This is a genomic window from Streptomyces sp. NPDC003284, assembly GCF_053589675.1.
The window spans coordinates 211,298-224,776 of sequence record NZ_JBSFSI010000013.1; the positions used below are offsets into that span (position 1 = coordinate 211,298).

Annotated in this window: 8 protein-coding genes; 4 read left to right on the forward strand and 4 right to left on the reverse strand. The window is 76.4% G+C overall.

Annotation, left to right across the window (positions count from 1 at the left end; all coding sequences use genetic code 11):
- Positions 1-185 precede the first annotated feature (185 nt).
- Entirely contained in the window at positions 186-863 is a 678-nt protein-coding gene (locus ACWDYF_RS25880; protein WP_389474163.1) for a uracil-DNA glycosylase, read from the forward strand.
- A 136-nt stretch (positions 864-999) separates the two neighbouring features.
- On the opposite strand, the gene ACWDYF_RS25885 is transcribed toward ACWDYF_RS25880, so the two are convergent.
- The 3 genes from ACWDYF_RS25885 to ACWDYF_RS25895 form a co-directional block, all read right to left on the reverse strand.
- Positions 1,000-2,520, reverse strand: a complete 1,521-nt coding sequence (locus ACWDYF_RS25885; RefSeq protein ID WP_389474165.1) for a sensor histidine kinase — start codon at positions 2,518-2,520, stop codon at positions 1,000-1,002.
- 153 nt (positions 2,521-2,673) lie between these two features.
- Positions 2,674-3,831 (reverse strand): WD40/YVTN/BNR-like repeat-containing protein, encoded by a 1,158-nt coding sequence (locus ACWDYF_RS25890; RefSeq protein ID WP_389474167.1) that lies wholly within the window; start codon positions 3,829-3,831, stop codon positions 2,674-2,676.
- A gap of 186 nt (positions 3,832-4,017) precedes the next feature.
- Positions 4,018-5,760, reverse strand: a complete 1,743-nt coding sequence (locus tag ACWDYF_RS25895) for an acyl-CoA dehydrogenase family protein (protein WP_389474169.1) — start codon at positions 5,758-5,760, stop codon at positions 4,018-4,020.
- 70 nt (positions 5,761-5,830) lie between these two features.
- On the opposite strand from ACWDYF_RS25895, the gene ACWDYF_RS25900 reads away from it, so the two are divergent.
- From ACWDYF_RS25900 to ACWDYF_RS25910, 3 genes are all read left to right on the forward strand, one after another.
- On the forward strand, positions 5,831-6,580 hold the full coding sequence (locus ACWDYF_RS25900) for a PaaX family transcriptional regulator C-terminal domain-containing protein (protein ID WP_389474171.1): 750 nt from the start codon (positions 5,831-5,833) through the stop codon (positions 6,578-6,580).
- A gap of 215 nt (positions 6,581-6,795) precedes the next feature.
- The gene (locus ACWDYF_RS25905; RefSeq protein WP_389474173.1) at positions 6,796-7,893 is read left to right on the forward strand and encodes a hypothetical protein; all 1,098 of its coding nucleotides are present in this window, start codon (positions 6,796-6,798) and stop codon (positions 7,891-7,893) included.
- A gap of 17 nt (positions 7,894-7,910) precedes the next feature.
- Positions 7,911-12,236, forward strand: a complete 4,326-nt coding sequence (locus ACWDYF_RS25910; RefSeq protein WP_389474175.1) for a cation-translocating P-type ATPase — start codon at positions 7,911-7,913, stop codon at positions 12,234-12,236.
- An 83-nt stretch (positions 12,237-12,319) separates the two neighbouring features.
- Here the strand turns inward: ACWDYF_RS25910 and ACWDYF_RS25915 are convergent, their stop codons facing one another.
- Positions 12,320-13,399, reverse strand: a complete 1,080-nt coding sequence (locus tag ACWDYF_RS25915; RefSeq protein WP_389474177.1) for an NADH:flavin oxidoreductase/NADH oxidase — start codon at positions 13,397-13,399, stop codon at positions 12,320-12,322.
- Between the last annotated feature and the right edge of the window lie 80 nt (positions 13,400-13,479).

Genomic DNA, 13,479 nt, shown 5'->3' on the forward strand with positions numbered 1-13,479 from the left:
GCGGCCTGACCACTGGGCGCATCGGGCGTGCCTCCTCCACCGGGGGTCCGCACGGCCCCGGCGGGCGCACGCGGACCCCGCCGGATGTCGACGGGACGGACGAGACGGAAGGGTAGCGCCGCAGGCCGCGCACCGCAGGAGGTCCCGGTGCGGGGCACCGGCGCGTGCCAGTAGAGTGACGCGCCGTGGCACCACGACCGTTGCATGAACTCGTCGAAGCGGGCTGGGCGAAGGCCCTCGACCCCGCGGCCGAACGCATCGCCTCCATGGGGAACTTCCTCCGGGCGGAGATAGCGGCCGGCCGGACCTATCTGCCCGCCGGAGCGAACGTCCTGCGGGCCTTCCAGCAGCCGTTCGACGACGTCCGCGTCCTGATTGTCGGGCAGGACCCCTATCCCACACCGGGCATGGCCATCGGGCTGAGCTTCGCGGTCTCGCCCGAGGTGCGCTCGCTGCCGGGCAGCCTGGAGAACATCTTCCGGGAGCTGCACACCGACCTGGGCCTGCCCAGGCCGTCCAACGGGGACCTCACGCCGTGGACCCGGCAGGGCGTGCTGCTGCTCAACCGGGCGCTGACGACCGCGCCGCGCAAACCCGCCGCGCACCGGGGCAAGGGCTGGGAAGAGGTCACGGAGCAGGCCATCCGGGCCCTCGCGGCCCGGGGCAAGCCGCTGGTGTCGATCCTCTGGGGCCGCGACGCGCGCAATCTGCGACCGCTGCTCGGGGACCTTCCGGCGATCGAGTCCGCCCACCCCTCGCCGATGTCGGCGGACCGGGGGTTCTTCGGCTCGCGCCCGTTCAGCCGGGCCAACGACCTGCTGGTGCAGCAGGGCGCGCAGCCGGTGGACTGGCGACTGCCCTGAACCGGGGCCGCCGTCCCTGAGCCGTTGCTGAGCCAGCGGCCCGCCCCGATCCGGGGCGGGCCGGGCCGGTACGCGTCCGTGTCCCGCCGCGCTCGTCCGTGCCGCCGCGCCCGGCCACCGAGGACAGGCGGTCAGGTCAGCGGCGACGGGCACAGGCGCGGTGGCCGCCGCTTCCTCCCGCCTGTCCGCCCTGTCCGGCCTGCCCGACGCGTTCCGGCCCGGCGGTCCGCGGGGGCGGCACCGTGTCCGGGCCGTCGTCCCGCTCCGGGCGGTACGGAACCGGCAGGGTGAACGCCACCTCGAAACCCTCCCCGGGGCCGGGTCCGGCGCGGAAACTCCCGCCGTAGAGCCGCACCCGCTCGTGCATGCCGACCACCCCGTGCCCGGTCCCCTTGACCGTGACCTCCTCCGCCCCGCCCGCCGCGGTGCTCCCCGTCGTGTTCCCCGCGGTGCGGGCGGCTTCCGGGCTGCGCCGACCGGCTCGCGCGGTGCGCCCCGCCGGTCCCTTGCGCCCACCGGCCGCACGGCCGTCGGCTCCCGTGGTTCCCGCCGCGCCGCGTCCGGCGGCACCGACCGGGACCGGGACCGGGCCGTCGTCCCCGGTCGTGGCCGACGGGTCGGGCGACCGGCCCCCTCCGTCGTCGGACACCGTGACGGACAGCAGCTCGGCCTCGTACACCAGCGATATCCGGACCCGGGCGTGGGCACCGGCGTGCTTGAGCGTGTTGGTCAGGGCCTCCTGGACGATGCGGTAGGCGCACAGGTCGGCTCCCGGAGCGAGCGGCCGGGGCGTGCCGGTGACCTCGGTCTCCACGACGAGGCCCGCCGCGGCCGTCCGGGCGGTCAGCTCGCCCAGCCGGGCGAGGCCCGCGTCGGGTCCGGTGGGCGGCCCGGACACGGCCTCGGTGCCGTCCGGGCCGACCCGCAGCACCTGGAGCAGGCCGCGCATCTCCTCCAGCGTCTCGCGCGCGGTGTCCTCGATGACACACAGCGCGGCGCGTGCCCTGGCGGGGTCCGAGTCGAAGACGTACCGGGCCAGACCGCTCTGCACCGAGACGACCGACAGATGGTGGGCGACCACGTCGTGCAGCTCGCGGGCGATGCGCAGCCGCTCCTCCGTCACCGCGTGCCGGGCGCGGGCCCCCTCCTCGGCGCGCAGCCGCGCGGTCAGCCGGTCCAGCTCGGTGTTCTGCTTCTCCAGTCGGCGCAGGTTCATGCCGAACCCCCAGGCGAGCAGCAGCACCACCAGTGTCTGCGCCACGGCCACCAGGGGGGACATCGCGTGGGAGGCCAGCGCGTTGTACACCCAGACCGCGACGACCGGTACCGCCGAGAGCGCGGTGCGGCGGGTCGGCTGGGCCGAGGCGATCGTGAAGAACGCCAGCATCGGCGACCACACGTTGACGGACGGCTGGTAGCCGAGCGCCGTGTACAGCACGAGACCGGCGCAGGTGGCGCACAGCACCGGCCACGGAGCCACCCGGCGCACCGCGAGCGGCAGATGGACGGCGCAGGTCAGGGCGATCGCGCGGGCGTCGAAGGGCGGCCAGCCCGCTGGTCGGTACCCGATGGCGAAGCCCAGAGTGGCCCCCAGCAGCGCGAGCGCGATCAGGGTGTCCAGAAGGAGGCGTTGACGGGGCGTCACCCATAGGCGCATGCCCGCAGGGTAGTCAGACACCTCCGGCACGTCAGCAGCGTCGGGGGACAGGACCCCAGCAGCATCGGGGGGCAGGACCCCCGCACCTTCGGACAGAGCCCGCACCACGCACCCCCGTTCCTCGTCCCGCCCGTCCCGTCCCGTCCCCGCGCCTCAGCCGATCACCGCCGCGCGGACGCACAGCACGTCCGGCAGGTGCGAGACCAGTTGCTCCCAGCTGTCGCCGTCGTCGGCCGAGGCGTACACCTCGCCGTTGCGGTTGCCGAAGTACACGCCCGCCGGGTCGGCGTCGTCGGTGCACAGCGCGTCGCGCAGCACGGTCCCGTAGTGGTCCTGCTGCGGCAGCCCGGCCGAGAGCGGCTCCCAGCTCCGCCCGGCGTCCGCCGTGCGGAACACCCGGCAGCGGTGTCCGGCGGGCACCCGGTCCGCGTCCGCGTTGATCGGGAACACGTACGCCGTGCCGCCGCGGCGCGGGTGGGCGGCCGCCGCGAAGCCGAAGGTGGAGGGCAGGCCCTCGCCGATGTCCGTCCAGTGCCCGCCGCCGTCGTCGCTGCGGTACACGCCCCAGTGGTTCTGGAGGTAGAGCCGGTCCGGGTCGACCGGGTCCTGGGCGACCTTGTGGACGCACTGGCCGAACTCGGGATCGGGGTCCGGCAGGAACACGGCGGACACCCCGGAGTTGGCCGGCGCCCAGCTCGCCCCGCCGTCGGCCGTGCGGAACACCCCGGCGGTGGAGACGGCGACCGTGACGGCCTTCGGGTCGCGCCGGTCCGTGACCACGGTGTGCAGGCCCTCACCGCCGCCGCCGGGCACCCAGCGGGAGCGGGTGGGATGCTCCCACAGCGGCCGGACCAGCGCGAAGCTCTCGCCGCGGTCCTCGGAGCGGTACAGCGCGGCCGGTTCCGTGCCCGCGTACACCACGTCCGGTTCCGCGGCGGCCGGGTGCAACTGCCACACCCGCTCCAGCGACGCGCCGGTGTCCCGGGGGAACCGCACCGCGGGCCGGGCCGGCTCGGTCCAGCCCCGGCCCAGGTCGTCGGAGTGGAAGACGGACGGCCCCCAGTGCGCGCTGTCCCCGGCGGCCAGCAGCCGCGGGACCGCGCCCCTGGTGTCGACGGCGACCGCGTACACCGCCTGCGCGTTGAAGTGGGGGCGGTCGCCGAACTCCCAGACGCCGCCCCGTCGCCGCCCGATGAACAGACCCTTGCGGGTGCCCACCGCGAGCAGTACCTCGGTCATGCCGGTCACCTCCGCGACACATCGGCCCAAAACGCCGTCGTCCCAGGCACCGGCCAGTCTGCACCCCACCACTGACAGTCACCTCCGCGGCGACGTCACCGCAGGTCACACCGGCCTGTTCGGCCCCGGGGCGAGGCGGGCGAGGCGGGCGAGGCGGGCGAGGCGGGCCGGCCGGTGCGGCGGGGGGCGGGGCGCAGGCATGCGCCGCGGCGGTGCCGGAGCCGCCCGGCACGCGACTGCGGCACCGCCGTCAGTGGCTCACCCGAAGTCCGGCAGCGCCCGTCCCAGGATCGCGCCGAGACCGGCGGTGTCCGGCAGGGTGCCGAAGGAGTGGCCCCAGTCCCCGCCCAGCCGCGTGGCGCAGAACGCGTCGGCCACCGCGGACGGGGCGTGCCGGACCAGCAGGGACGCCTGGAGGGTCAGCGCCATCAGCTCCACCAGTCGGCGCGCGCCCACCGGGGACGCCTCGCCCAGCCCCTGCCGGAGCCGGGTCACGGCCGCGTCCAGCCGGGTGTCGGCGCCGCGCGCGAGGGCGAGTTCGGCGAAGAGCGCCTCGGCGGCGCCGGGCTCGCGCTCCAGGGCCCGCAGCACGTCGAGCGCGTTGACGTTGCCGGAGCCCTCCCAGATCGAGAGCAGCGGCGCCTCCCGGTAGTGCCGGGGCATGCCGGACTCCTCGACATAGCCGTTGCCGCCGAGGCACTCCAGGGCCTCCGCGGTGAAGGCCGGGCCCCGCTTGGTCACCCAGTACTTGCCGACGGCGGTGGCGATGCGCCGGAACGCGGCCTCCTCCGGAGCCCGCGCGCCGCCCCGCACCGCCCGGTCCGCGGCGCCCGCGAGCCGCAGCGTGAGCGTCGTCGCGGCCTCCGACTCCAGCGCCAGGTCGGCCAGCACATTGCGCATCAGCGGCTGATCGGCGAGCAGCGCGCCGAAGGCCCTGCGGTGCCGGGTGTGGTGGCCGGCCTCCACGAGGGTCTTGCGCATCAGGGCCGCCGACATCATCACGCAGTCCAGACGGGTGCAGTTGACCATCTCGATGATCGTCCGGACGCCCCGCCCCTCGGGGCCGACCGCCCAGGCCACCGTCCCGTCGAACTCCGGTTCGCACGAGGCGTTGGACCGGTTGCCCAGCTTGTCCTTGAGGCGCTGGATCCGGAAGGCGTTGCGGGTGCCGTCCGGCAGGACGCGCGGCACCAGGAAGCAGGTCAGACCGCCCGGCGCCTGCGCGAGCACCAGGAAGAGGTCGCACATGGGAGCCGAGGTGAACCACTTGTGCCCGCGCAGCGTGTACACGCCGGGCTCGGCGGTCGGCGCGGCCGTCGTCGTGTTCGTACGCACGTCCGAGCCGCCCTGCTTCTCGGTCATGCCCATCCCGGCCAGCAGACCCGCCTTGGCGGCCGGTGCCCGCAGGCCCGGCTCGTAGACCCGGCCGGTCAGCAGCGGTTCGTAGACCGCGGCCAGTTCGGGCTGGGCCCGCAGGGCGGGTACGGCCGCGTACGTCATCGACGTCGGGCAGCCGTGCCCGGCGTCGGTGTGCCCCCACACGAGCCCGCCCGCCGTGCGCGCCACATGGGCGCCGGGCCGCTCGTCCGCCCAGGGCGCGCCCGCCAGGCCCTCGGCGACCGCGGTCCCGATCAGGTGGTGCCAGGCCGGGTGGAAGTCGACCTCGTCGACCCGGTGCCCGTAGCGGTCGTGGGTGCGCAGCTCCGGCTCGTGGCGGTTGGCGAGTTCCGCCCACTCCTGCGCCTGGTCGCTTCCCGCCCGCGCTCCGAGCCGCCGCACGTCCTCCTCGGCCCATCCGGCGCCCTCCCGGTGCAGCCCCTCCAGCAGCGCCACGTCGTCCGACGCGTCGTAGGGCGTCAGGGGAGGGGGCTGGTTCGTCACGTCGTGGGTCGCGTACGGGCCGGAGGCCGGGGGCGTCGGCGCTGTCGGATCTGTCGGGGAGGCCGGGGGTGTCGGCGGCGTCGTCCGGGCGTTCGATGCGTGTGCGAGTGTCGAGGCCATGACGCAGTGTTGCACTATCGGTTCAGTCGCAGCAATAGTGCAACATGAACGGTCCGTACAGTACGTGACCATGAACGCCTCCCAGGAGCCCGCCCCGCTCGACCTGCGTCCGCTCTCCGCGCGGTCCGTCGTCCTGAGCCTCCTGCTGGGCACCCACCCGCCCGAGCTGCCGGTGAAGGACCTCGTGCGGGCCGTCGAACCCTTCGGCGTCGGCGGATCGACCCTGCGCGCCGCGCTCAGCCGCATGGTGGCCGCCGGTGATCTGCGGCGCGCGGACGGCGTGCACGGTCTCAGCGACCGGCTGCTGGAACGCCAGCGGCGCCAGGACGCGGCCGTGCATCCGCTGACCCGCTCCTGGGACGGCACATGGGAGACGGCCGTCGTGACCGCGACCGGCCGCGGACCGGCCGAACGCGCCGAACTCCGTGCCCGGCTGGCCGCCCTCCGCCTCGCCGAACTGCGCGAGGGCGTATGGCTGCGGCCCGCCAACCTGCGCCGCCCCTGGCCCGGCGCCCTCGACGGCGTGGTCCGGCGCTTCACCGCCCGGCCCGAGGAGGACGCCCGCGCCCTGGCCGCCGGTCTGTGGCCGCTCGACGCCTGGGCGGCCACCGGCCGCGCGCTGCTCGCCCATGTGGCGGAAGCGGACCGCCCGGCCGACCGCTTCACCGCCCTGGCGGCCGTCGTACGGCATCTGCTGGACGATCCCGTCCTGCCCGCCGCGCTGCTGCCCGCCCACTGGCCGGGTGCGGAACTGCGCGCCGCCTACACGCGACGGCAGCGGGAACTGACCGAGGAGGTGCTGGGCGGCACCGGGCGGTGACCCCCGCTCCGCTTCCTCTTCCTCCCTCCGGCGCCGTCTCCTGTTCTTCGCCGCCGGTCGCCCCTCCTGGGGACCCCGTGACTCCCCGAGGACCCCGGTGGCCCGGTCCCGGTGGCGCGTGCGCGGGCCCTGGAGTTCCCTGGGTAGAGCGGGTACCGGCACGGTCGCGGGCACCCGGCGGGCACGGACGCGATCTCACGCAGGCGAGGAGAGTCATGGCTGAGCAGAAGTCGTCGGTCCTCATGCTGCCCGTGCACGGCGCCACCTCGCTGCTGGGCAAGGTGCCCGGCGCCGGGACCCTGGGCAGGGCCGCGCAGGGCACGCTGCGCAGGATCGGCGCCGTGTCGCCGAAGGGACGGCGGCTCGCCGTCTACACGGGAGCCGGGGTGCTCGGCGTCGCCGGGGTGGTGGAGTGGCCGGTGGCGGTCACCGGTGCCGCGGTCGCCTGGCTCACCCGGCCCCGGCCGGAGCGCACCGGACAGGCCGGCACCGCCGGGGACCACGCGAAGGGCGCGCGGCGCGCCGCCGCCGGGTCGTCCGGCACGCGGGCCGCCCGCGCCACGGCCCGCCGCACACCGCGCAGGCAGCACCCCGACGACCGGCCCCCCTCGTCCTCGGGGCTGCCGGAGGTCTCCGGGGGCCGGGGTCCGAGCAGGTCCGCGCTGGCGAAGAGCACGACCGCCAAGGCATCGGCCACGGCGGCGTCCGCCGTCAATGTGAGCACCGGCCGGGCAGCCGCGGCCAAGGCGACCGCCGCCGGGACGGCCGCCAAGAAGGCGGCCCAAGCGCCCGCGGCCGGAGCCGGGAAGCCCGCGGCCAAGGCCGGGAAACCGGCGAGCGGAACGCCCGCCGCCAGGACGGTGAAGGCCGGGACGACCGCGGCCACGACACCGGCCGCCGAGGCACCCGCGGCGAAGACCACCGCCCCCAAGTCCGCGAAGGCCACGGCTGCCACCGGCCGCACCGCCTCCGGCCGGGCGGGCGCGGCCCGGCCCGCCGCGAGCAAGTCCTCGGCGGGCAACACGGCCACGCGCAGGGCGACCACCGCCGCCCGCAAGGCGACGGCCGCCGGGACCCCGGCGGCGGAGCCCGCGGCCGTCAGGTCCCCGAAGGCCGCCAAGACAGCGAAGTCGGTCAAGGCAGTCAAAGCAGTCAAGGCGGTCGAGGCGGTTGCAGCCGCCAAGAACGCCAGAGCCACGAAGGCCACGAAGGCCACCCCCGCCGAAGCCGCCGCGGGCAAGCAGGCCAAGGGGAAGGCCGCCTCCGCCGGCCGGCTCGGTCCGACGGCGCGGCCCGGCCGCACCACCCTCTGACGGCGCGAAGGCACACGATGCTCGCTCTGCTCACGGCTCCCTCGGCCGTCGTACGGCTGCTGCCGAAGGCACCCGCTCTGCTGGCCCAGGCGTCCGCACGGGCGGCCGCCCCGGCGATCGGCGCGGCCGCCGGGGCACTGGCCGGAACCGCGCGCGCCGGTGTGCGCGGCGCGGACTCGGCAGCACGGGTCGTGCGCGTCGCCCGCAACGCGCTGCCCGGCGCACGCGACCACTGGCGCTCCGGCGCGCGCGCCCATCTGGCGCTGCGCGCCGCCGACCCCGAACAGGTGCGCCGGGCCGGTGGCAGGGAGCACCTGGCGCGCCGGGTGGCCGCCGCCCTCGCCGAGCGGCCCGACGTGCTCTTCGCGTACTGGGACCAAGGACTGGCGCGGCTGGTCGTCACCGTGACGGAGGACGAGGCGGCCCAACGGGTCGTGGACCGGGCGGCCGATCTCGCCGCCCGGCACGGACTGGTCCTCCAGGGCGGCGACCCCGAGGAACCGGCGCACCCGGCCGACCCCGCCGGGGTACGGGCCGCCACCGCGACACTGGCCGCCGACGCGCTCGGCATCGCGGCCGGTGTCACCGCGTCCGTGCTGCGGCTGCCGCCCTCGCCCCGCCTGGCGACCGCCGCGGTGACGCTGCTGCGGGAGAACCCCCGGGCGCGCGCCTGGCTGCGGGCCCGGCTGGGCCCCGCCCGCACGGACTTCGTGCTGGCCTGCGCGAACGCCGTCGTCCACGGGGCCGGACAGACGCCCACCGCGCTGCTGCTCGACGGCGCGCTGCGCGCCTGCCAGCTCACCGAGACCGTGGCACGCGCCACCGCCTTCGACACGGTGCACGACGAGCTGTGCTCGCCCGGCCGGGCCGGTGCCGCCCTCGACCCGGCGTCCCGCCCCCCGCTGCGGGAGTCGCCCGCCCAGGAGTACGCCCGGCACGCCTCGGCGGGCAGCCTGGTGGGCGCGGCCGTGACCCTGCTGGTCAAGCGCGACGGCGCCGAGGCCGCCGAGGCGCTCCTCGCCGGTTCCCCCAAGGCCGCGCGGTACGGCCCCGCCGCCTTCCACGCCGTGCTCGGCACGGCACTGGCCAGGACCGGTGTCCTGGTCCGCGACCCGGAGCGGCTGCGGACGCTGGAGATGGCGGGCACCGTCGTCCTGCACCCGAGTGCGCTGCGCACCGCGCGGGGCGACGCCGACCCCTGGGCCGAACCCGTGCTGGACGCCGCCCGCCGCGCCGGACTCCGGGTGATCGTCATGGACGATCCGGCCCTGGAGGACGTCATCCCGCTCGCCGACCAGGTGGTGGACGCCCGGCGGCCCCTGGACGACGTGGTGTACGGGCTGCGCGCCGAGGAGGACGCGGGCTTGGTGGTCACGGTCGCCCGTGCCGCGTCCGCCGACGACCAGGACGTCCTGGCCGGTCTCGGCGGCAGCGATGTCGCCGTGGCCCTCACCGACCACGGCGGTGCCGTCGTCTGGGGCGCCGACGTGCTGGCCCTGCACGGGCTGTGCGACGTCTGGCGGCTGCTGAGCGCGGTCCCCGTCGCGCGCACGGTGGGCCGCCGGGCGCAGACCCTGGCCCGCTCCGGCGCCGCGCTGTCCGGTCTCCTCGTCGCCGTCGGCGAGTCGCGCCGCCGCAGGGGGCGGCTGTCCGTGCTGCCCGGTCTGCGGCACGCGCCGGTCGACCTGAGCGCCGCCGCCGCCCTGTTCTCCGGGACCCGGGCCGCTCTCGGCGTGGCGCTGGCCCGCGCCCCGCATCCACGCGCGCGCGTGCACTGGCACGAACTGGGTTCGGACGAGGCCAGGGAGCGGCTGGAGCACGAGGAGCGGGACGAACCGGGCCCGCTGGCACGGGCCGTCGGCGGGGTGCGCCGGGCGGCGGGCGGCGCCGTACGGCATCCCGCGCTCGCCCCGGCCCGCTGGACGTTCGAACTGGGCCGGGCCGTACGCGGCGAGCTGCGCGACCCGCTCACCCCCGTCCTCGCGGTCGGCTCGGCGGCCTCCGCCATCCTCGGCTCCGTGATGGACGCGCTGCTGGTGGTCGGCGCCCTCGACCTGAACGCCCTGGTCGGCGGCGTCCAGCGGCTGCGCGCCGAACGGGCCCTGTCGGGGCTGCTCGCCGACCAGAAGCGCAAGGCGCGGCTCGCGCCGCCGCCCACCGAGGCACCGGCCGGGGGTACCCGCACCGTCGAGGCGGGCAAGCTGCGGCCGGGCGACGTCATCGAACTCATGGCGGACGACGTGGTGCCCGCCGACGCCCGGCTGCTGTGGGAAGAGGGCCTGGAGGTCGACGAGTCCGCGCTCACCGGTGAGTCGCTGCCGGTGCAGAAGCAGCTCGCGCCGACCCCGCACGCCGTCGTCTCCGACCGGTTCTGCATGGTCTTCGAGGGCACGACGGTGGTGGCGGGCCAGGCCCGCGCGGTGGTGGTGGACACCGGTGAGCGCACCGAGGCCGCCCGCGCCGTGCACCTCGCCGCCCGCACCCCGCCCGCGGCCGGTGTGCAGGCCCGGCTCCAGGAACTCACCCGCGAGGCACTGCCGTTGACGCTGACCGGCGGAGCCGCGGTGACCGGTCTCGCGCTGCTGCGCGGCACCCCGGTGCGGGAAGCGGTCAGCGGCGGTGTGGCCGTCGCCGTGGCCGCCGTCCCCGAGGGACTGCCGCTGGTGGCCACGGTCGCGCAGCTCGCCGCGGCCCGTCGGCTCAGCCGGTATGGCGTGCTGGTGCGCACCCCGCGCACCCTGGAGGCGCTCGGCCGGATGGACACCCTCTGCTTCGACAAGACGGGCACGCTCACCGAGAACCGCCTGCGGCTGGTGCGCGTCGGCGACGCGGACGGCGGGATCCACCCGGTGGGCGACGCGGCCTGCGCCGCCACGGTGCGCGCGGCGGCCCGCGCCTGCCCGCGCGGCAACGGCGGCTCGGGACGGCCGGTGCACGCCACCGACGAGGCGGTCCTCGACGCGGCCGGACCCGACCCGGACTGGAACCAGCTCGAAGGGCTCGACTTCGAGGCCGGGCGCGGCTACGCGGCGGCCGTCGGCCGGACCGGGGACGGCCCGCGCACACTCGTCGTCAAGGGCGCCCCGGAGACGGTCCTGCCCGCCTGCGCGGGGCTGCCCGCGCACGCCTTCGGCGCGGCGCAGTCGCTGGCCGGCGACGGGCTGCGGGTGCTCGCGGTCGCCCAGCGGCGCCTCGCCGAGGACGAGCAGGAGACGGACGTACTGGAACGGCCGCCGGGCGACCTGGAGTTCACCGGTCTGCTCGCGCTGTCGGACGTGCCGCGCGAGACCTCCACCGCCCTGGTGAGCGGCCTGTACGAAGAGGGCGTACGCCCGGTCATGCTCACCGGGGACCACCCGCAGACCGCCCGCGCCATCGCCACCGAACTGGGCTGGCCGCAGGACACGGTCGTCGTCACCGGCGACGAACTGGCCGCCGCCGACCGCTCCGCCCGCGCCCGGATGCTGCGCGACGCGGGCGTGGTGGCCCGGGTGGCGCCGGAGCAGAAGCTCCAGGTGGTGGAGGCGCTGCGGGACGCCGGCCGGGTGGTGGGCATGGTGGGCGACGGCGCCAACGACGCGGCGGCGATCCGGGCCGCCGACATCGGGGTGGGCATCAACGCCCGGGGCTCGGCCGCCGCGCGCAACGCCGCCGACATCGTCCTCACCGCCGACGACCTCACCGTCCTGATCCACGCGATCGGCGAGGGCAGGGCCCTGTGGCACAGCGTCGCCGACGCCATCGCCATCCTGATCGGCGGGAACGCGGGCGAGGTCGGCTTCGGCATCCTCGGCACGCTGGTGTCGGGCCGTGCGCCCCTGTCCACCCGGCAGATGCTCATGGTGAACCTGTTCACCGACCTGTTCCCGGCGATGGCGGTGGCGGTGACCCCGAAGGGCGCCGCCGGGGCGACTCGGGCCGCCTCGCCCGAGGACGCGGCCGGCGGGGTGCTCGGGGGACCGCTCGTCCGGCAGATCCGCCACCGGGCGCTGACGACCTGCCTGGGCGCGCTCACCGCCTGGCTGATCGGGCGGTTCACCCCGGGCACCGCCCGCCGTTCCGGCACGATGGCCCTGTGCGGGGTGGTCGGTACCCAGCTCGCCCAGACCCTGCTGGACCGCCGGGACAGTCCGCTGGTACGGCTCACGTCCGTCGGCTCGGCCGCCGCCCTCGTCGCCGTGGTGCAGACGCCGGGCGTCAGCCACCTCTTCGGCTGCACCCCGCTGGGCCCGGCCGCCTGGGCCGGGGTCGCCGCCGCCATCGCCCTGGCCCTCGCGGGCCAGCGGGCGCTGCCCCGCTTGGAGGACACGGTGCGCCGCCTGCTGCCGGCCGGGGCCGTCTGACCACGCGCCGTGCCACGCGCCCTGTCCCGGTGACGGCGAGCGGGCCGCCGGGACAGTCCCCGGCGGCCCGCTCGCAGCGTCGCTCAGACGGACCGGTGGTACTGGTCCGGCACATGCACCGGGGCGGCCAGCTCGCGGGCCGCCTGCCGGGCCCAGGACGGGCTGCGCAGCAGCTCGCGGCCGAGGAGCACCGCGTCCGCCTCGCCGTTGGCGACGATCTTCTCCGCCTGCTCCACCTCGGTGATCAGGCCGACCGCGGCCACCGGCATCGGCGTCCCGGCCTTCACCCGGGCCGCGAACGGCACCTGGTAGCCGGGGCCGACCGGGATACGGGCGGCGGAGGCGTTGCCGCCGGTGGAGACGTCCAGCAGATCGATGCCGTGGGCGTGCAGCTCGGCGGCGAGGCGGACCGTCTCGTCGGCCGTCCAGCCGCCCTCCTCCAGCCAGTCGGTCGCGGAGATGCGGAAGAACAGCGGCTTGTCCTCGGGCCACACCGCCCGCACCGCGTCGACGACCTCCAGCGCGAAGCGCACCCGGTTCTCGTACGAGCCGCCGTAGGCGTCGGTGCGGTGGTTGGAGTGCGGCGACAGGAACTCGTGGATCAGGTAGCCGTGGGCGCCGTGCAGCTCGGCGATCTCGAAACCGGCGGCCAGGGCCCGGCGCGCCGCAGCGGCGAACTGGCCGACGATCTCGCGGATCTGCCCGACGCTCAGCTCGTCCGGGACCGGGTGCCCTTCGGCGAACGGCACCGGGCTGGGCGCGACCGGCTGCCAGCCGTGCGCCTCGGGGCCTATCGGCGCCCCGCCCTTCCACGGCCGGTCGGTCGACGCCTTGCGCCCGCTGTGCGCGAGCTGGATCGCCGGTACGGTGCCCTGGTCGCGCAGGAAGCCGGTGATCCGGCGGAACGCCTCGACCTGGGCGTCGTTCCAGATGCCGAGGTCGTACGGGGAGATCCGGCCCTCCGGCGAGACGGCGGTGGCCTCGACGACGATCAGACCCGTGCCGCCGGCCGCGCGCGCCGCGTAGTGGGCGAAGTGCCAGTCGTTCGGCACGCCGGTCGCCGGACCCTCGGGCGCGGCCGAGTACTGGCACATCGGAGGCATCCAGACCCGGTTGGGGATCGTCACTTCGCGCAGGGTGAAGGGCTCGAAGAGCGCGCTCACGGCGGACTCCATTCGTCACGGGACAGGGGCAGGCTTGTACGGTAACGCTCGTAGTACGGCAACTGTCAAACTACGACGTG

Excerpts from the sequence above, each read along its gene's own strand:
- ACWDYF_RS25885 (WP_389474165.1), bottom strand. The coding sequence starts at position 2,520 with ATGCGCCTATGGGTGACGCCCCGTCAACGCCTCCTTCTGGACACCCTG.
- ACWDYF_RS25895 (WP_389474169.1), bottom strand. The coding sequence starts at position 5,760 with ATGGCCTCGACACTCGCACACGCATCGAACGCCCGGACGACGCCGCCG.
- ACWDYF_RS25900 (WP_389474171.1), top strand. The coding sequence starts at position 5,831 with ATGAACGCCTCCCAGGAGCCCGCCCCGCTCGACCTGCGTCCGCTCTCC.
- ACWDYF_RS25905 (WP_389474173.1), top strand. The coding sequence starts at position 6,796 with ATGGCTGAGCAGAAGTCGTCGGTCCTCATGCTGCCCGTGCACGGCGCC.
- ACWDYF_RS25910 (WP_389474175.1), top strand. The coding sequence starts at position 7,911 with ATGCTCGCTCTGCTCACGGCTCCCTCGGCCGTCGTACGGCTGCTGCCG.